The sequence below is a fragment of the Enterococcus sp. DIV1368b genome (genome assembly GCF_050529595.1).
Taxonomy (GTDB): Bacteria; Bacillota; Bacilli; order Lactobacillales; family Enterococcaceae; genus Enterococcus_B; species Enterococcus_B mundtii.
On the sequence record NZ_CP172883.1, the window covers coordinates 3,014,296 to 3,033,500 of the forward strand.

Below are 19,205 nucleotides of genomic sequence, written 5' to 3' on the forward strand. Positions count from 1 at the left end.
CAGTCTTTTTTCGACTAATTGTCTCTACCAAATAGTATACGCTATTTGCTGATAGAATCATTTCTCCTTGCTCAATTTGTTCTTGTGATTGCGTCTATGTCAAAAAAATAAAAATCAGACCGGGAATGACCGATCTGATTGCAAGGGTAATTAAGTGACTCTATGATTTTACATGGATCCTTTGAATACGCCACGATTTTTGATAAAGTAATCGACACCTGAATAGATGGTAAAAATCAGACAAGCGTATAACATGATTTGATCGAGGGGTACATTGATCAAGTTGAATGGGATATTATTGATAAATAATAAAATAATCGCAATCATTTGCGTAGCTGTTTTTACTTTTCCAGGCCAAGCAGCTGCCATGACTTCCCCATCCTCGACAAGCAATAATCGTAACCCTGTTACAGCCAACTCACGACAAACGATGATCGCAATCACCCATGCTGGCGCTTTCCCTTGACCTACCAACATGATAAAAGCTGTCATAACTAACATTTTGTCTGCTAATGGATCAGCAAATTTTCCGAAGTTCGTCACTAATCCTCTGGACCGAGCAATTTTCCCATCTAGCCAATCCGTCACACTTGCTAAAGCAAAAATGATGGCTCCTACTAGTTGCGTGATCGCTAATGACGTTGTTCCTACCGTTAATTGCCCCCAATCTAACGGGAGACCGACTACTAAAATAAACACCGGAATCATACAGATTCTAAGTACAGTTAATTGATTTGGTAAATTCACAAGAACGACTCCTTTCTTTCCTATTTTACGTCAGTCCAGCAAAAGTTTCCACCAATAGTCTCTCAATTGCTCAACAAATCTTTCACTACTTTATAACCTACTATCCAAACAAGAAAAGAGAGCCCAAGACGAGATTCCGGCTCTCTTTTACACGGTTGTTTTTTAAACTAATTATTCTGCATACTGCAAGGAAAGCGAAATATTCTTCAGACTTGTATTGTTTGGTCCTGCGTTGATAGGCAGTTCTTCGCCATTTAATTTGACCGTTGCATTACTCGCTGCCCCAAGTGTGATCATCGCATTTGTCGTATTTTCTGGAAGCTCTGTTGTTTTTGTATCATTGGCAACCAAGGTTTCTTGATAATGATAGTCAAACGTATTGTTCAATTGGACACCGATCCAGACACGTTCACTTGCTGTGAATTCCAATGTGATCGGTTTTTTCGCATCTTTCACCTCGATCGAAAGCGCACTTCCTGTGTCTTGCCCCGGTGTGATGGTCATTTTTTTCTCTTCTTCTGTTGATTTTGTTGTCGATTCCACGGTCGATTCAACCGTCGATTCACTTGTCTCCGGTTCTTCTTCCGTGATCGAACCATCGACAGATACCGTTGAAGCTGTTCCACCAATGATCGGCTCAGATTGACGGTCTTGCCATGACATATATGCCACTACTGTGATGATTGCTACAGCGACTAATCCTAATAAAATTACTGGCAGACTTGTCCAGAATTTTGTTAGATTCTTTTCTTCTTCGTGCATAGCTTTTCTTGAACCACTCACTGTTTCTGGTTCTGGTCGTTTTTTGATGGTTTCATCTGCGAAAGATTTTTTTCCATCAAAAACATCCACTAAATAATCACCATCTTCACCAACAGCTTCTGCATATTGACGAATAAATGCACGAACATAAAATTTACCTGGCAATTGATCAAATTCGTTTTGATCGATTGATTCCAAGTAACGTTTTTGGATCTTCGTCATTTGTTGTAATTCATCTAATGATATTTTTTTGTTTAAACGGGCTTGCCGTAATTTTTCCCCGATGGTTTCAAAAGCCACTCGTTCATCTTCTCCAGTCTGTGTATTCTAGTCAGAAGGTGTTTTCTCTACTGAGGATCGACCATTTATTCTGACTGCTTCTCATTGAATTTTTGCTTTATTCATGCTCAATGTATAGTGTTTCCTCTATATTGATCAATCTTGCACTCAATCTACTTAAGAATACCACAAAGCGAACTTACTTTGGATAACATTTCATCTGTTTTAAACTGAAATTTAAGACTTTCTTTTATTCTTACAAAAAGTATGACGAATCAGCGAGTATGTCCAAAAAAATCAGAATTTTTTACTGTTTCACTTTTTTGGCTGCATATAAAATTCACTAAACACGTCAGCATTGATAAAAGAGCGTCCTACTTGAAGAAGATCCGTCATCTGGATTGATTCAATGATTTCTGGCAGATCAAATAATGTTTGGTCACCAAATAGACTTTGTGTAAATTGATTGGCGATGTATTCGATGGAGTTCAATGATTGGAAATACTGCCCTAACATTTTCTTTTTCAATAAGTTCAAGTTTTCTTCTGTGATTCCTTCGTCATGTTCAAAGTTCAAAAGAATCTCTTTTATTTTTTGTACTGCTAGTTTTGGTTGGTCCGAATCGCCACTGAAGTCAGCAAAATGAAATTCACGATCTAAACTAAACTCAAAGCCAAAACTATCATCAATAATTCCTTCGTTGTAAAGGGCTAAATAGTTTTGTGCAGTTGGGCCTAAAAGTAATTGTAGTAACAAACGAATCGCTGTTTTATATCTAAGCAATTCTCTCCCATTTTCAGGTAACGCATCGATTCCTTTGATCCCTAATACAAATTTTTCTCGTGTGATCGCTGCTTCTAAGGTACTTATCGGCAGAACATCCGCTTGATTTTCGGGAAAGAATCGTTCGATTTTTTGAGCGGGTGGAAATTCTTTGGTAGCTTGATTGTGGCGAATTTGCTCCATCAACTGTTCTGGTTCCAAATTGCCAACTACAAATAACACCATATTGCTTGGTTGATAAAAAGTGCGATAGCAAGTATATAGATCCTCTGCTGTGATGTCAGCAATACTTTCCACCGTTCCTGCAATATCGATGTGTAATGGATGATTGGGATATAGATTGTTTAAGATACCAAAGAATAAGCGCCAATTCGGATCATCTTCATACATCTGGATTTCTTGGCCAATGATTCCTTTTTCTTTATTTACTGTTTCTTCAGTAAAATAAGGTGCTTGAACAAAATCAAGAAGCGTCAAAAGATTTTTTTCTACTTGATCTGTCGTTGAAAACAAATAGCTGGTTTTTGTAAAGCTCGTGAACGCATTCGCTGATGCTCCTTGTTGACCGAACAACTGGAAAACATCGCCTTCTTCTTTTTCAAATAACTTGTGCTCCAAGAAATGTGCGATACCGTCAGGAACTTTCACTTTTTCCGTTGCACCATAGGGAATAAATTCATTGTCGATCGACCCATAGTTCGTACTGAATAAACCGTATGTTTTGTGATAATCGTTTTTTGGTAACAGATAGACCGTCAAACCATTCGGTAAGACTTCGTGATACAGTGTTTCGTTGATTTGACTATACTCTGCTTTATTCATTTTCTTCACCCCCAGCTAAAAAGAAAATTGCTTGTAATTCGATTTGGTTTGCTACTTCTTGAATATCTTCGATCGTTACACGTTCCATGCGAGCTAACCATTCCTCGTCCGATAGTTCAGTATCAGGAAGCCAGTGTGCTAAATAAGCGGATTCGATGGCAGCTTGTGGTGAATCCAAAGACAACAAATAGTGATTACGTAACATTGCCTTGGTTTGTTCGAGCTCCAATTCAGTGACTTCGCCATTTTGTAAACTTGCCAGTTGTTGATGGATCAAGTGCAAGACTTGATTACGATTTTTTGTCTCAATACCTGTTTGTACAGTCAATAACCCACGAAAAGTATCAACGTTACTAGACGCATAATAAGCTAAGCTTTCTTTTTCACGTACATTCATGAAAAGTTTGGAGTGAGGGAAGCCTCCGAATAAGCCATTAAAGACCATCAATGAAAAACGTTCTGGCTGATCGTAATAAATATTGGTTTGATAGGCTAGGTTCAGTTTGGCTTGCACCACTGGTTCTTGGATTTGTCGTTCCTTGATCACGTTGTTTTGTGTTTGTTGATAAAAGATTTCTGGTCGTACCACTTTTCGCTCAGTGAAAGGAAGCTCTTTTAACGCTTCGATTGCCATTGTTTCTTTGATATCACCCACTACAAAAATATCCACTTGGTCTTCTTTGATCATACGTGCATAATATTCGGCTAAGGCACTTGATGTGATATTTTCTAGTTCTTCAACGGACCCCATACTTGGGATTTTTTGTGCATCTGACTGTTCAAAATATAATTCTTGTAATGCTAATGAAGCCATTGTTTGCTTATCTTCATTTAAGCTTTCCAAATATTGCTTTAAGTTATTTTTCTCTAAATCAAATGTTGCTTGATCAAATGTTTGATTTTTGATGTTAGGAAAGAATAATACCTCTTTTAAAAAGGAAACGGCATTCGTCAAAATCGTGCTGTCATTGACATACGCACCATTGACGAAACTGATTCCTGCATTCATCCAATGTAGATTACCTTTTTTCCGGACAGAAAAACCAAAACCAGCTCCATACAAATCAGCTAATTTTGCACTTAATTGTGTCTGATCCGGATAGTTCAAGCTATTCGTCTCTAATAGACTACTCAGTAGTGAACGTTTGGTGACGATGTCTTTTTCTAAGGCTGTGGTGAACCGTACAAAAATACGGATTGTTTTAAATTGTTTGGTTGGTAGCACATGAAGGTTGACACCTTCTGTCAATTGATAGGCCATAAATAACTACTCCTTTTTGTCATGATCCTTGGAACTCTTAGCGATGATCGTTGTTGTTTCAACGACATGAAAGTTCTCTTTTTTTGTCCAATTTTTTTAAAAGTCACTTTCTAGTATAGCATACAAGTGATTGAACGAACGTGTGGGGATATTATTAAGCGTGTTGTTTTTACATTTTTTTATTCTTCGATATACTAGGATTAACAAGAAAGGAGAAAAACAATGATCAAAGAATTTAAAGAATTTATCATGCGAGGCGATGTGCTAGATCTAGCTGTCGGTGTAGTGATCGGTAGTGCTTTTACGGGCATTGTGAATCAAATCGTTCAAGGCCTGATTACTCCCTTAATTGGTTGGGTCGTTGCAATGATCACAGGTACCTCTGATTTGGATGGTGCATTGTCTGTTCTTGATTGGTCACCTGCGAAAGGGGTCACCTTTTCTTTTGGGAATGTTATTAGCGCAATTATTACATTTGTCATTACTGGTTTTGTTCTATTCCTAGTAGTCAAAGCAGCCAATCATGCGAAAAACTTACGACCAAAAGAAGAAGAAGTGGTGGAAGACAAACCCACTGCGGAAGATTATCTTAGTGATATCCGCGATCTATTGGCACAACAAACAGCTGAAAATAATGCACGCCCAACTGCCCAAGCAACTTCTGAGAGCACGGATCCTAAAGCGTGAGATAAAAAAAACAGAAGGAAATTCTTCTGTTTTTTTTATGCTTGTTTTCTCATGTCTAAGTGGGGGATTCCATCTTCTAAATATACTTCTGAGATTGCCTGAAAACCAAAGGATTCATAAAATGATTGTAGATACTCTTGTGCCCCGATCACGATCGGACGTCCAGGTGCATTGGCTTCGATCGCCGCTAATGTTTGTGCCACGATTTTTTGTCCTAAACCTAATTTGCGATGCGCCTGATTGACCAAGACCCGTCCAAAATGAACCGTGTCTTCTTCTGCATAAATACGTGTATATGCCAAAATCGTACCATCTTCATCTTTAAAATAAGTATGCCATGCGATTTCATCGATCTCATCGACTTCTTGGTAAGGACAATTTTGTTCAACAACAAATACGGCGATTCGCTCTTTCACGATTGCATAAAATTCTGCTGTTGTTAGTTCTGCAAATTTTTTTACATAATGCTTCATCATCAGGACCTCCGTTCTTTCTTGCTAATAGCATAACGAGTTAGATACAAAAAAGCAAACGAACCTCATATATAATCTAGGTCCGCTTGCTTTTTAAACTGCTTCAGTTAAAAATTCGATCTCAACTGTTCGAGTAAGTACATCTGAATAACTGTAAGACACTCGTTCAAATGAATTTTCTTCAGGATCTAAGTCTACGACAAATACTGAAGGATAGGTTTCTGTTAAAACGCCTCGGCGTTCCGTTTGACGCTTTCTTCCGGTCTGTGCAACCAACATGATTTGGCTGCCGATACGACCTTCTAAATCTTTTTTGATTGTAGCTAAAGTTAGTGGCATACAATTCACCTCAATTACTATCATACCATATATAATAAAATTTTTCAAGTTTACCATATCAAAAAAAGAAATGCAATAGAAATAAGTAAGAAAAACATTAGTAATGCTATAAAAAATCACTCATTATAATCTTTCAGATGTTTTTTTATCTTATATTTCACTCGACCGTAAGCGCTTTTTATTTGCTTCAGATCCATTGATAATTCTCTCTCCATCTCGCTAAAATCATTGCCTTGCATGTAATGTTGAAAGATTTTTGCCTCTTTTGTTGAGAATTTGATATCGCAGTCCTCGAAAGCTTCTTTTAATAGTAATTGTTGCATCGCAACAGGTTCTTGGATGGTGATCTCGGCTAAAAAATCTGGTCCTTCTGTAGCTATTTTTTGTTCAATAGAAATTTCATTTTTTTGGTCTCGACGTTTTAGCGCGTTTTGCTTACGCAATAAAGAGTAGATTTGGTTACTGATAATACTTTTGTAATAACTCCCAAAACTGACACCTTTATTATTTTCGTACGTTTTAAGTGCTTGATATAGAGCAATCCTTGCTTCTTGTTCCCAATCTTCACTTACATAATTCCTTAGATAATAAATATTTTTCAACCGTAATAATAACGGGAAATATTTTTGATACAGCATAGAAAATGCTTCTTCATCTCCATTACGGGCGGCGCACAATAACTCCTCGGACATAAAATAATTCCTCCATAACTTTCGATTATGGAGGAATCTTACCATCAATTCATTGAATAACTAATCATATCTGGCTGTTATTTTTCTTTTCTCATTAAATCGTCCAATTTTTGGGACAATTTTTCTAATTGTTCTTCATTCCACGGAGAATTTCGTCGAAAATCAATAAAACGCATATTTATATTATCTTGGGTAATATTTTTTTCTGTTTTTTTGATTGTTTTATATAATTCGTACGCGGAAGTTCGTAAGGCACCTTGTGAAAAAATCACCCATTGTTCTGCTAAGTCACTCGTTGCGACAGTCACTTGCGTCAAGCGAGTATTCAACTCTCCCGCGATGCGCTCGATATACGTATCTGCCGTTTCATCCTCTTTTGTGAAAACAACTTCTAATTGGTATTTTCGATAATTTTGTTGGATACCCGGCACTAATTGCGCATCAAAGACAACGATTACTTCTAGGCCTTCATATTTTGCATAATTCGATAAACGATGCAACAAGGCTTCTCTGGCATCCGCCATTTTATCTTGCTTTTTCAGTGCCACTAACTCTGGCCAAGAACCGATCATATTATAGCCATCGACGATCAACAGCTGCTTCTTCATGCCTTATCCCCCCTGACGCTGAGAAAAAGCCTGATACATCAGTAGTCCAGCCGCAACACTTGCATTCAAGCTTTGAACATGACCGACCATAGGGATCGTTAACAACTCATCCATTTCTTTCTTCAAGCCTGCACTCATGCCACGACCTTCATTACCGATCACTAACGCTATCGAGCCTTTTGCATTCCATGATTGGAAATTCGTTCCTTCCATATCTGTTCCGAATACCCAAAATTGCTGCTCTTTTAGCTGCTGGACAGTTTGAACTAAGTTTGTCACACGAGCCACTGGCACGTATTCAACGGCGCCTGTCGATGTTTTCGTCACGATTGGTGTGATTCCGACTGCACGATGTTTAGGAATGATGACACCATCTACCCCACTGGCATCTGCCGTTCGTAAAATCGAGCCAAAATTGTGAGGATCTTCGATACTGTCCAAGATCAAGAAAAAGGGTGTTTCCGTTTTGCTCTTCGCCTGTTCCAATAGTTGATCCAACGTCAGATATTCATAAGGCGTGATGGCCAATACTACCCCTTGATGAACGCCACGATCACTGAGTAGGTCTAATTTCTGCTTAGGGACCCACTTGACTGGCACCGATTGTTCTCGAGCAATATTTTTCAACTCTTCAACCTTGTCTCCCCGTGAATCTTCTTGAAGGAACAATTTATTTCCACGACCTTGTTGCAAAGCTTCGACTGTCGCATGATGACCAAATACAAAATTGTCTTCACTCGTTGTGTCCTCTTGACCAACATAAACTGTTTCCTTCTTTGCACTACGTTTCTCATTGCCTTTTGTAAAACGTTGAGAATCTTTTTTGTTTCGTTTTTGATAGTTACGTTCTTTATTTTCTTTCCTCATGGGTTTCACCTACTTTCTCAATACACCAATTAATCAATTCTTCCATACGTTCGGTTTGTTTTGTTAGATGTAAGTAGCCCATCAAGGCTTCAAACCCTGTTGCAACACGATAAGTTGTAATATCCGCATTTTTTGCACTCGTATGACTTTTGGCATTTCTACCCCTGCGATAGTAAAGCTCTTCATTTTCTGTTAAGAGGTTTTCTTGCAACATTTGTTGGATCAAAAAAGCTTGTGCCTTTGCCGAAACATAGTGTGTCGCTGCTCGGTGCAGTTTATTCGGCTTTGTTTCACCTTTTTCAATCAAGTAATCTCGAATATAGATTTCGTAGATAGCATCTCCAACATAAGCAAGCGCTAAACCATTTAATTGTGTATGATCTCTCATGCTTCTCTTCTCCAACGAGTACCTTGTGGGGTGTCATCTAACAAGATACCTTTTTCTTTTAATTGGTCCCGAATTTCATCACTACGGGCGAAATCTCGGTTTTTTCTGGCTTGTGTTCGTTCTTCGATCAGTTGCTCGATTTCTTCATCCAACATTTCTGCTGTCGTAAATAAGATACCAAAGATCGACAACCATTGGGTAAATAGTGCCTCACTTTTGGATAGGATCGTTTTGGAGACAGTCGGTTGTTCCAAATACGTATTGATCCATTTTGCTAATTCATAGACAACTGTGATGCCGTTAGCCGCATTGAAATCATCGTCCATTTCTTTGATGAATCGTGTTTCTAATTGTTCCAGTTCTGTTACCTGTCTCTCATCTTCCGACTGGGCTTCTACCGCATTTTCAAAACGGAAGTTTAGATTATCAAACGTATTTTTCAAGCGTTGTAAATTTGTCGCTGCTTCTTTCATCGTTGCTTCACTATAGCGGATCGGTCGACGATATTGTGTGGTTGCCATAAAGAAGCGTAACACTTGTGGGTCTACCTCTTGGATCATTTCGTGGACAGTGATAAAGTTCCCTAAAGATTTACTCATTTTTTGATCGTCTTCACCAATCGTCACATAGCCATTGTGCATCCAATAGTTCGCAAATTTTTTGCCTGTTTTCGCTTCACTTTGGGCAATCTCGTTCTCATGATGAGGAAACTCCAAATCTTGGCCACCGCCGTGGATATCAATAGTCTCACCTAAATGTTTCGTTGCCATCACGGAACATTCGATATGCCACCCTGGACGTCCTTCTCCCCATGGCGATTCCCATGAAATCTCTCCTGGTTTTGCTTTTTTCCACAAGGCAAAGTCTAAAGGATCTTCTTTTTGTTGCTGTTCTGCGCCAGTACGTTGACTTGCACCAATCTCTAACTCGTCGATCGATTGATCACTCAATTGACCATAATCAGTAAATTTTCGCGTACGATAATAAACATCGCCATTCGATTCATAAGCAAAACCTTTGTCGATCAATGTTTGGATGAATACGCGAATATCTTCCATATGGTCCATTACTCTTGGATGGCTCGTTGCTGGCTGCACATTCAATGCTTTCGTATCTTCTTCAAAAGCTTTGATAAAACGATCAGCAACTTCAGGCGCTGTGATCCCAAGCTCATTGGCAGCCTTGATGATTTTATCGTCCACATCTGTAAAGTTCGATACGTAGTTCACTTGGTATCCACGGTATTCCAAATAACGTCGAATCGTGTCAAACGCAATCGTACTTCGTGCATTGCCAATGTGGATATAATTATAAACAGTTGGTCCGCAAACATACATTGAAACTTGTCCTTCTTTTAAAGGAATAAAAGTCTCTTTTTCTCTTGATAGCGTATTATAGATTTTTATCATTCTCATCCCCTACTTTCTCTCCATTGATTCGGACAACTTTTGCTGGTATCCCTACTGCTGTTGCCCCATCAGGTATATCTTTTAAGACGACTGCGCCTGCGCCGATTTTCGCATCTTTTCCTATGGTGATCGGTCCTAGGATTTGGGCATTGGCGGACAACATTGCACCTTTTTTGACGGTTGGATGTCTTTTCCCCGTTTCTTTTCCCGTCCCACCTAAAGTGACACCATGAAACAAGACCACATCATCTTCAATTTCTGCTGTTTCTCCAATGACGATCCCCATACCATGATCGATAAACACACCCGTTCCGATCGTCGCTCCTGGATGTATCTCTATTCCCGTAATGAATCGCCAAAATTGGGCATTCATTTTGGCAATCAAATAGAGACGATGGCGATATAAATAATGGGAGAAACGATGCCAAAATAACGCATGTAGCCCAGGATAGGTCAAAATGACCTCTGCTGTAGTACGCGCTGCTGGATCATTTTTCTTTACGGCAATGACAGCTCGTTTGAACCATTCCATCAACTTCCTCTCCTTTCTTTTTTCGACTGTATGTATGAACAACGAAAGACAACTAAAAAACGTCTTTTAATAAGTTTCCTTATTAAAAGACGCTATGAGGCGTGGTTCCACTTTTTTTCATAATCAAATGATTATCTCTAACAGGTAACGTCTGCTATTCGTTCTTCGCTACTTTCAAGGATTGATATTGATCAACCCCTCTTCGCAAAGACCACTCCCAGAGGCATTTCAAAAAAGAACAATTGACAACTTACACCACCCGTTGACTCTCTTGAAACCATTCTTTTTTTACTTCTTTCTGTTCATCGTGTTTAGTTCAATACTTGATTTAAATGTGCTAAAGATTTTTCTTTCCCTAACAATTCGATTGTTTCTGGTAATTCAGGTCCATGCATTTGTCCTGAAACAGCGACACGGATCGGCATAAATAGGTTCTTTCCTTTTACCCCTGTTTCTTTTTGTACTGCTTTGATTGCTGCTTTGACTGTGGGTGCATCTACAACTTCCATTTGAGTAAGTTGTTCTTTGAAAGCTTTCAACACAGTCGGAACCGTTTCACCCGCTAATACTTCTTTGGCTGCTTCATCTAATACAGGATGTTCGTTAAAGAATAATGTTGATACCTCAACGATTTCCGCTGCATAACTCATTTGTGGTTGATACAGACGAACGATTTTTTTCACCCATTCGATTGTTTGTGCATCTGGATTTTCTTGCACACGACCATCAGCGATCAAATAAGGTAAACACATTTCTGTCAATGCATCTAGATCCATTTCTTTGATGTAATGGTTGTTCACCCATTGTAATTTTTTCGCGTCAAATGCAGCTGGTGATTTGCTCAAGCGCTGTGGATCAAACATTTTGATCAATTCTTCTTGACTGAACAATTCATCTTCACCGACAGGAGACCAGCCTAGTAAAGCAATAAAATTGAACATCGCTTCTGGTAGGTAGCCTAATTCACGGTATTGTTCGATAAATTGTAAAATCGATTCATCACGTTTACTTAATTTTTTGCCCGTTTCAGAATTGATGATCAAGGTCATATGCCCAAATGTTGGCGCAGTCCAACCAAACGCTTCATAGATCATTAATTGTTTTGGCGTATTCGCAATATGGTCATCCCCACGTAACACGTGAGTGATCTTCATTAAATGATCGTCAACAGCTACCGCAAAGTTATAGGTTGGCATACCATCACGTTTTTGGATGACATAATCCCCACCGATATTGTCTGATTCAAAGGTGATGTCTCCTTTGACCATGTCGGTAAACGCATATTCTGTATTGCGAGGCACACGGAAACGAATCACCGGTACAATGCCTTCTGCTTCTTTTTTCGCTTGTTCTTCAGGTGACAAGTTCGCACAAGTCCCAGCGTAGTGAGGCATTTCGCCACGGGCACGTTGCGCTTCACGTTCTGCTTCTAATTCTTCTTCTGAACAATAGCATTTGTAAGCACGATTACTTGCTAATAACTGATCGATCCATGGTTGGTAGATTTCTTTTCTTTCAGATTGACGGTAAGGACCGTATTCACCTGGATTTTCAGGTGATTCATCCCATTCCATCCCTAACCATGCAAGATTCTCTAATTGGCTTTTTTCGCCATCTTCAATGTTTCGTTTTTGGTCAGTGTCCTCAATGCGGATAATGAAATCTCCATCATTGTGACGGGCAAATAAATAATTGAATAATGCAGTTCGTGCATTCCCAATATGCAAATGCCCTGTTGGACTTGGTGCATAACGTACGCGTACTTTCGTCATTTTCTTCCTCTTCTTTCAAACTAGACTTTGAGACGCCCAAAACAACTGACAATACAACATCTGATCAGATTGTTTTGGGTTGGATCTCCTTTAGCGATAAATGTTGAAATTTAAAGCTACTCAGCACAAATTTTACCTTTTATACGTTAAATAGTAAAGAGATTATGAAAAAGTCATTCAAATCTACGTAAGAAGGCGGGAATCGAAAAAATAGTTTGCCCTACTTTTCAATCCTCGCCTGCTCTAGCTAAACTGAGGAAGCAAAAACCATCTCTCAAAAAAATCTTACGATGTCTAACTGCCTCATATTTACCATATTACGTTTTTATTTCGCTTTTTTCTCATTTTCACGCTTGTTATCGATTCCTCTACCCGCATGAGCAGGTTTTGCAAAGATCATTCGGCCGGCAGCTGTTTGTAGTGCACTCGTTACTACAACTTCGATCCGTTCATTCATGTAATGTTGTCCATCTTCAACAACCACCATTGTGCCGTCATCTAGATAAGCAACCCCTTGTTGACGTTCTGTACCTGCTTTGACCACTAGTACATTCATATTCTCACCGGGGATAACGACTGGCTTCACTGCGTTAGCAAGTGCATTGATGTTGAGAACTGGTACATTTTGAAATTCAGAAACTTTGTTAAGATTATAATCATTGGTCACGATGACACCATCTAATAGTTTTGCCAATTTGATCAGCTTACTATCTACTTCACTGATGTCTTCAAAATCGCCATCATACATCTCAACTGAAATACCTTCTTCTTTTTGTAACGCGTTCAAAATATCTAGTCCGCGACGCCCACGTACCCGTTTCAAGCTATCGCCAGAATCAGCGATATATTGTAATTCATATAGAACGAAATTTGGGATCATCAACGTTCCTTCTAGAAATCCCGTTTTTGTGATGTCGTAAATACGTCCATCAATAATGACGCTTGTATCTAAAATTTTATATTTATGAAAATGATCATCTAGTTTGCGTTCTAATAACTGGCTTTCCACCTGACTAGGTGTTTCTTGTTCGACCTTTTTACTTCTTGGTCCAAATATTTTCTTCCATTCTTCGATGCGGGTCGTTCCCATTCGCAAGCCCAAATAGCCAAGGATCACCATCAATAAGATGGGTAAAACACTGTTTACAAAAGGTATTTCAATATTGTAAAGCGGTGTTGAAATCACAACCCCCAACGTTAGGCCAATAATTGCTCCGATTGCGCCAAATAAGAGATACGTCAAGCTGACCTCACTTAATTTTTCTTCAATTTGCTTGATGACTGCTGTTATATGTTTTGCCAATAGCAAAGATAATAGAAAGAAAATAAGTGCACCTAACAAGCTATTGGTAAAGGTGTTATTCAGCCATCCATTCGTCTGTTGACCGATCGCCTGCCAAGCTGTAGGTAAAAAAGAAATCCCTAAGCTGGCACCAACGATGATCATCAGTAAGGTGATGACACGTTTTTGCATCCTGTTTCCTCCATTTCATTTTGATTTTATCGAAATACTCGTCTAAGAGTTTCATCAAGTGTAGCAACACCTACGACTTCGATACCCTCTGGAATATTCCAACCACCTAAATTATTTTTAGGTAAATATACTTTTGTAAAACCTAATTTTTGTACTTCTTTTACTCGTTGTTCAATTTGGTTAACTCTTCTGATTTCACCAGTCAGACCAATTTCTCCAATAAAACACTCCGTTGGTTGTGTTCCTTTTTCTTTGTAACTAGACGCAATACTGACTGCAATTGCTAAATCGATCGCAGGTTCATTTAATTTTACCCCACCAGCTGCTTTTAAGTAAGCATCTTGATTTTGCAACAATAATCCTGCCCGTTTTTCTAAGACTGCCATGATCAATGACACCCGATTAAAGTCTAAACCAGTCGTTGTTCGTTTGGCATTTCCGAACATCGTGGGTGTGACTAAAGCTTGGATCTCTACTAAGATCGGGCGTGTTCCTTCCATGGCGACAACGATCGCTGAACCTGTCGCTCCATCCAATCGTTCTTCTAAGAAAATCTGTGAAGGATTCGCTACTTCTTCAAGCCCATGGGCGTGCATCTCAAAAATACCGATCTCATTGGTGGAACCAAAACGATTTTTGACGGCACGTAAAATACGAAAACTATGATGTTGCTCACCTTCAAAATACAAGACCGTATCAACCATGTGCTCTAACATGCGCGGACCTGCAATTGAGCCTTCTTTCGTGACATGACCTACTATAAAAATGGCAATACCGTTTGTTTTTGCGATTTTCAATAGCTCAGCTGTGGTTTCTCGCACTTGACTAACACTACCAGCGACACTCGTAATATCAGGTTGAGTCATTGTTTGGATCGAATCGATAATGACATAATCAGGTGAAATTTGTTCGATGGCTCGACTGATTTCATTCATATCTGTCTCTGCATACAAGTAAAACTCTGTGTCGATCGAACCTAATCGTTCTGCACGCAACTTGATTTGGTCCGCACTCTCTTCTCCCGATACGTAAAGGACTTTTCCACCAATAGCAGCCAGTTGCTGTGATACTTGCAAGAGTAGGGTGGATTTTCCGATACCAGGATCGCCACCAATCAAAACCATCGAGCCAGGAACCACACCACCGCCTAAAACACGGTTCAATTCTTCTAGCTTCGTCTTTACTCGTGGTTCTTTTTTAGGAACCACCTCAGCGATTTTTGTTGGCTTGGCTTTTTCTCCGGTCAAACTCGTTCGTACTCTGCGGTCCGTTGTATCTTGTTCGATTTCTTCAACCATGGTATTCCATTTGCCACAATTTGGGCAACGTCCTAAAAATTTAGGCGACACATAGCCACAATTTTGACAAACAAATTGAACTTTTGCTTTTTTGGCCATTTCGGTGTACCACCTGTCTTTCATTTTACTTTTCTTGAGTTAAAGATAACTTAAATCTACTTTGCTTATTGGTTGGATGAACCAAATCCACCTTGGCGAGCATTAGCGGTTTGATCTTGGTCCGCTTTTAAGAACGGTAGGAAGATTCCTTGCCCAATTCTTTCCCCTTTTTTGATCACTACATCTTTGAAACCAAAATTCGTGAATTGGAACATGATATGCCCTTCATTTGCTTCGTTATTATAATAGTCACTGTCGATCACGCCGACACCATTCGTCAAAAACAAAAAACGTTTTAATGGATTGCTCGAACGATTGGCTAATTGTAAGAATTCATCCTCACCCATATACGCTTTGATTCCTGTAGGCACTAAAACGGGTTTGATTTTCTTTTCCTCTGCTGACATTTCAGAGATCAGCGCATCTGATACAGCTGTTAGTCCTTGCTTGAACCCGGCTTTCCAAACACTAGGAATCACCACATCTTCTGCTGCTTCAAAATCATAACCGGCAGCGTGATGAGTCGCTCTTTGCGGCAATTGGATCTGTTGATCCTGATAACGTGTAATTACTTCAAAACCTCTTTTATTCACCGAATCCCTCCCAGAGTAAACTAGTTCTATTTTAACATACCAAGCGACTGAATACCCAAAGTTAACGAATTCTTCATGAAATTCCTTTCTCTGCTTAAGAAACAAATTTATTGATTTTTTGAAAAAAAGTTTATTAAAACATGACTTTATGATTGAAAACAAGTAGAATAGAGCAAAATCATTTCTGTGTAAAAAAGATTAGTTGAGGTGCTCCATGCGAAAAGAAATAATAGAAGCAAAACGAATCATTATAAAAGTAGGAACAAGTACGTTGATCTATCCAAATGGCAACATCAATTTGGGCGCGATCGATCAACTCGCTTTTGTTCTCTCTGACCTTCGTAATCAAGGCAAAGAAATCGTCTTAGTCTCTTCCGGTGCAGTAGGTGTTGGGATGCACAAGATGAATTTAGCAAAGCGTCCTAATACGATCCCAGAACAACAGGCGATTGCAGCAATTGGACAAGCTGAATTGATGAATATCTATAATCAACGGTTCAGTGCGTATGGTCAACAAACTGCCCAAATCTTAGTGACGCGAGATGTTATCGATTACCCTGAAAGCCGAAAAAATGTTGTCAATACGTTAGAACAGCTACTAGCAATGGGAACCATTCCGATCGTCAATGAAAATGACACCGTCGCAGTTGATGAATTAGATCACTCCACCAAATTTGGCGACAACGATCAGTTATCTGCGATCGTTACCAAACTGATTGCCGCTGATCTACTCATCATTCTTTCAGATATCGACGGTTTTTATTCGGATAATCCAACCATCAATCCTGACGCTGAAATGTATCAAACAGTTACCGCAATTGATGATGAACTGATGGCCCAAGCAGGTGGTGCTGGTAGCACCTACGGAACTGGTGGGATGGCAAGCAAACTAAAAGCAGCTTTAAGGATCTTTGAAGCAAATCGCCCAATGATCTTAGCAAATGGAAAAAATCCAGCAATCATTTTTGATATTTTGGCTGGAAAAGAAATCGGAACATTATTTAAGGAGGTTTTATAATGACTGATCTTATCCAACTTGGGAAACAAGCAAAAAAAGGCGCACGCGAACTTGCTTTGATGCCGACTAAACAAAAAAATGACTTATTGTTGCAAATGGCACAAACAATCAAGAGAAATCAACTAGCCATTCTTGAAGCCAATCAAAAAGACTTAGATCAAGCGACAGAAAATAATATTAGCGAAACAATGCAAGATCGTTTACGGCTAACACCAGAACGTATCCATACAATGGCGGAAGAAATCATTAAAGTGGCGCAACTAGACGATCCAATCGGAAAAGTCGATCACATGTGGCAAAACGAAGACGGTTTATTGATTGGCAAGAAGCGTGTCCCTCTAGGGGTCATCGGCATGATCTACGAATCACGTCCGAATGTGACAACTGATGCGGCCAGTCTCGCATTTAAATCAGGAAATGCAGTGATTTTACGTGGTGGAAAAGAAGCCTTCCACTCCAATCAATTGTTGGTTGAATTACTTCAAGAAACATTGGAAAATGCTGAAGTATCGCCTTATACAATCCAATTCGTGGATGATACCTCTCATGAGACCGCTGCGGAATTGATGCGTTTAACAGATTATTTAGACGTATTGATCCCTCGAGGTGGTGCTTCGTTGATCAAACGTGTGAAAGAGCAAGCCACTGTCCCAATCATTGAAACAGGCACCGGCAACAACCATATCTATATCGATAAAGAAGCACAATTAGCCATGGCAGTGGATATCATTGTGAACGCCAAAACATCTCGCCCTTCTGTCTGTAACGCTGCCGAGACTTTGCTGATCCATTCAGAGATCGCGCCTTTCTTCTTGCCATCTATTGAGCAAGCACTGGTTGAACATGGTGTCTCTCTACATGCAGATGCTCGTGCGTTGGATTATTTAGAGACCGCAACCTTAGCAGACGAAACCGATTGGGATACAGAATATTTGGATTATATTTTAGCGGTTAAGATCGTTGATTCTTTGGACGAAGCAATCGAACATATCAACCGTCACAATACACAACATTCCGAAGCTATCGTGACGGACAGTTACACAGCAAGCCAACGCTTTTTAAATGAAGTTGATGCAGCTGCTGTTTACGTCAATGCTTCCACTCGCTTCACGGATGGTTCAGTATTTGGCTTCGGTGCAGAAATCGGTATTTCTACACAAAAACTCCACGCTAGAGGTCCAATGGGGTTGAATGAGTTAACAACGACGAAATACATCATCTATGGAGATGGACAAATCCGCAAATAATGTTTCCCGTGAAACATTTGAGGTTTGAGGTGTCTTTCATAATAAAGTTACGTAAAAACCAGAATATTCTTTATTAAAAAATAAGACGACATTCACAAAAATTTGAAAACAAATTTCGTGGATGTCGTCTTATTGCTAAATAGTGAACACTACTAGCACATTCTCCCTTGATAGACTATTCTTCCGGTAATTGATCAAATAAAGAAAAGCCATCAAACGTTTCTCCATCATAATAGCGCAATAATTGTTCACTCGTCAGATTCGTGGTAGTTTCTTTTTCCTCTTCTGATTCAAGAAGAAGTTGTTCACGATAGATTCGGTAGGTCTCTGCTAATTGTTGCTGCATTTTTGCCCTTGAATTAGCCTCCGCATTGATCGTCGGAAGCTCCTTGATCAACCCTCGATAAATCAACTGTTCATCTACCCATTCAACAGGTAGTTCGACCATCGTCAAGCCTACCTCTTTAAAATATTCTTCGATCATCATCTAAGCCTCACATTTATGTCTTGCTTGCATTTTAGCTTATCTCCCAGAAAGTTGCTAGCGACAACATAGAGACTTCTTTATTTATTTTTGGATCGTCGCCAAAACTGCACGTGAAACTGGACCGACAAATAATAATTGTAACGGCAACGCCATGATCACATTCATTTTCCAAGCTGTAAGATAGGCAGAAAGAAATTGTTCTGGAATCCCTTGTTCAATAACAATACCGAATAATGACATACATGTCACCATACCTAAAACCATGAGGCATGAAATCGTGAGGATCATTTGCATTTTATTTTGTTTATTTATAGGTAATTTGAAAGCAATCTTTTTCGCGATTACTCCTATGATAAAAACATCTAAGATAAATGCCACGATAAATCCTGATATAAGGCCTACGAATAAGTTTGATACATGCAACGCATTATGTAACCAGAGATTATAGATACTCATCCCTAAAACCATCAGAAAACACATCATCGTTGTAAAAATAATTCCTTCTTTTTTGTTTGTTGGCACTTCAATCACTCCTTTTCATGAAAAACAGCATAGCATAAATGAAAAT

At 39.2% G+C, this 19,205-nt stretch carries 21 protein-coding genes and 1 other annotated feature; of the genes, 3 read left to right on the top strand and 18 right to left on the bottom strand.

Going from position 1 to position 19,205, the window contains the following annotated elements; genetic code table 11:
- Window positions 1–168: 168 nt before the first annotated feature.
- The 4 genes from pgsA to yfmF all read right to left on the bottom strand — a co-directional run bounded on the left by pgsA (window position 169) and on the right by yfmF (window position 4,654).
- Complete coding sequence (gene pgsA, locus IGJ19_RS13825; RefSeq protein ID WP_019723896.1) at window positions 169–747, bottom strand: CDP-diacylglycerol--glycerol-3-phosphate 3-phosphatidyltransferase; 579 nt, start codon at window positions 745–747, stop codon at window positions 169–171.
- Window positions 748–918: 171 nt separating this feature from the next.
- Entirely contained in the window at window positions 919–1,809 is an 891-nt protein-coding gene (locus IGJ19_RS13830) for a helix-turn-helix domain-containing protein (RefSeq protein WP_071866530.1), read from the bottom strand.
- A gap of 294 nt (window positions 1,810–2,103) precedes the next feature.
- The gene (gene yfmH / locus IGJ19_RS13835) at window positions 2,104–3,393 is read right to left on the bottom strand and encodes an EF-P 5-aminopentanol modification-associated protein YfmH (RefSeq protein WP_086335491.1); all 1,290 of its coding nucleotides are present in this window, start codon (window positions 3,391–3,393) and stop codon (window positions 2,104–2,106) included.
- Window positions 3,386–4,654, bottom strand: coding sequence for an EF-P 5-aminopentanol modification-associated protein YfmF (yfmF, locus tag IGJ19_RS13840; protein ID WP_074801424.1), 1,269 nt, complete (start codon window positions 4,652–4,654; stop codon window positions 3,386–3,388). The genes yfmH and yfmF overlap by 8 nt, the downstream gene beginning before the upstream one ends.
- A 222-nt stretch (window positions 4,655–4,876) precedes the next feature.
- On the opposite strand from yfmF, the gene mscL reads away from it, so the two are divergent.
- The gene (mscL, locus tag IGJ19_RS13845) at window positions 4,877–5,341 is read left to right on the top strand and encodes a large conductance mechanosensitive channel protein MscL (protein ID WP_010734070.1); all 465 of its coding nucleotides are present in this window, start codon (window positions 4,877–4,879) and stop codon (window positions 5,339–5,341) included.
- A 35-nt stretch (window positions 5,342–5,376) separates the two neighbouring features.
- On the opposite strand, the gene IGJ19_RS13850 is transcribed toward mscL, so the two are convergent.
- From IGJ19_RS13850 to IGJ19_RS13905, 12 genes are all read right to left on the bottom strand, one after another.
- Window positions 5,377–5,814 carry a GNAT family N-acetyltransferase gene (locus tag IGJ19_RS13850; protein ID WP_161642450.1) on the bottom strand — a complete coding sequence of 146 codons (438 nt, stop codon included), beginning with the start codon at window positions 5,812–5,814 and terminating at the stop codon, window positions 5,377–5,379.
- Between the two features lie 93 nt (window positions 5,815–5,907).
- Window positions 5,908–6,153 carry a Veg family protein gene (locus tag IGJ19_RS13855; RefSeq protein ID WP_010734068.1) on the bottom strand — a complete coding sequence of 82 codons (246 nt, stop codon included), beginning with the start codon at window positions 6,151–6,153 and terminating at the stop codon, window positions 5,908–5,910.
- 116 nt (window positions 6,154–6,269) lie between these two features.
- Window positions 6,270–6,845, bottom strand: coding sequence for a sigma-70 family RNA polymerase sigma factor (locus IGJ19_RS13860; RefSeq protein WP_074801430.1), 576 nt, complete (start codon window positions 6,843–6,845; stop codon window positions 6,270–6,272).
- A 77-nt stretch (window positions 6,846–6,922) separates the two neighbouring features.
- On the bottom strand, window positions 6,923–7,453 hold the full coding sequence (locus tag IGJ19_RS13865) for an NYN domain-containing protein (protein WP_010734066.1): 531 nt from the start codon (window positions 7,451–7,453) through the stop codon (window positions 6,923–6,925).
- Window positions 7,454–7,456: 3 nt separating this feature from the next.
- Window positions 7,457–8,320 carry a 23S rRNA (guanosine(2251)-2'-O)-methyltransferase RlmB gene (rlmB, locus tag IGJ19_RS13870; protein ID WP_023520524.1) on the bottom strand — a complete coding sequence of 288 codons (864 nt, stop codon included), beginning with the start codon at window positions 8,318–8,320 and terminating at the stop codon, window positions 7,457–7,459.
- Window positions 8,304–8,708: a Mini-ribonuclease 3 gene (locus IGJ19_RS13875; RefSeq protein ID WP_010734064.1), complete on the bottom strand. Its 405-nt coding sequence runs from the start codon at window positions 8,706–8,708 to the stop codon at window positions 8,304–8,306. Before IGJ19_RS13875 ends, rlmB begins: the two co-directional genes overlap by 17 nt.
- On the bottom strand, window positions 8,705–10,117 hold the full coding sequence (gene cysS / locus IGJ19_RS13880; protein WP_086335490.1) for a cysteine--tRNA ligase: 1,413 nt from the start codon (window positions 10,115–10,117) through the stop codon (window positions 8,705–8,707). Before cysS ends, IGJ19_RS13875 begins: the two co-directional genes overlap by 4 nt.
- Entirely contained in the window at window positions 10,101–10,649 is a 549-nt protein-coding gene (gene epsC / locus IGJ19_RS13885) for a serine O-acetyltransferase EpsC (protein ID WP_010734062.1), read from the bottom strand. The genes cysS and epsC overlap by 17 nt, the downstream gene beginning before the upstream one ends.
- An 82-nt stretch (window positions 10,650–10,731) precedes the next feature.
- Window positions 10,732–10,964 (bottom strand) — a binding site (T-box leader).
- Window positions 10,961–12,421 carry a glutamate--tRNA ligase gene (gene gltX, locus IGJ19_RS13890; RefSeq protein ID WP_010734061.1) on the bottom strand — a complete coding sequence of 487 codons (1,461 nt, stop codon included), beginning with the start codon at window positions 12,419–12,421 and terminating at the stop codon, window positions 10,961–10,963. (Overlaps the previous feature by 4 nt.)
- Before the next feature lie 325 nt (window positions 12,422–12,746).
- Window positions 12,747–13,895 carry a PIN/TRAM domain-containing protein gene (locus IGJ19_RS13895; protein WP_019723035.1) on the bottom strand — a complete coding sequence of 383 codons (1,149 nt, stop codon included), beginning with the start codon at window positions 13,893–13,895 and terminating at the stop codon, window positions 12,747–12,749.
- A gap of 26 nt (window positions 13,896–13,921) precedes the next feature.
- On the bottom strand, window positions 13,922–15,292 hold the full coding sequence (radA, locus tag IGJ19_RS13900; RefSeq protein ID WP_019723034.1) for a DNA repair protein RadA: 1,371 nt from the start codon (window positions 15,290–15,292) through the stop codon (window positions 13,922–13,924).
- 65 nt (window positions 15,293–15,357) lie between these two features.
- Window positions 15,358–15,885: a dUTP diphosphatase gene (locus IGJ19_RS13905; RefSeq protein WP_161642453.1), complete on the bottom strand. Its 528-nt coding sequence runs from the start codon at window positions 15,883–15,885 to the stop codon at window positions 15,358–15,360.
- 214 nt (window positions 15,886–16,099) lie between these two features.
- On the opposite strand from IGJ19_RS13905, the gene proB reads away from it, so the two are divergent.
- Together proB and IGJ19_RS13915 are read left to right on the top strand one after the other, a co-directional pair.
- On the top strand, window positions 16,100–16,903 hold the full coding sequence (gene proB / locus IGJ19_RS13910; RefSeq protein ID WP_074801434.1) for a glutamate 5-kinase: 804 nt from the start codon (window positions 16,100–16,102) through the stop codon (window positions 16,901–16,903).
- Window positions 16,903–18,150: a glutamate-5-semialdehyde dehydrogenase gene (locus tag IGJ19_RS13915; RefSeq protein ID WP_071866523.1), complete on the top strand. Its 1,248-nt coding sequence runs from the start codon at window positions 16,903–16,905 to the stop codon at window positions 18,148–18,150. The genes proB and IGJ19_RS13915 overlap by 1 nt, the downstream gene beginning before the upstream one ends.
- Window positions 18,151–18,325: 175 nt before the next feature.
- Here IGJ19_RS13915 and IGJ19_RS13920 read toward each other — a convergent pair whose 3' ends face one another.
- Together IGJ19_RS13920 and IGJ19_RS13925 are read right to left on the bottom strand one after the other, a co-directional pair.
- The gene (locus IGJ19_RS13920) at window positions 18,326–18,634 is read right to left on the bottom strand and encodes a hypothetical protein (RefSeq protein ID WP_071866561.1); all 309 of its coding nucleotides are present in this window, start codon (window positions 18,632–18,634) and stop codon (window positions 18,326–18,328) included.
- A gap of 84 nt (window positions 18,635–18,718) precedes the next feature.
- The gene (locus IGJ19_RS13925) at window positions 18,719–19,159 is read right to left on the bottom strand and encodes a DUF2798 domain-containing protein (protein WP_161642456.1); all 441 of its coding nucleotides are present in this window, start codon (window positions 19,157–19,159) and stop codon (window positions 18,719–18,721) included.
- Window positions 19,160–19,205 lie beyond the last annotated feature (46 nt).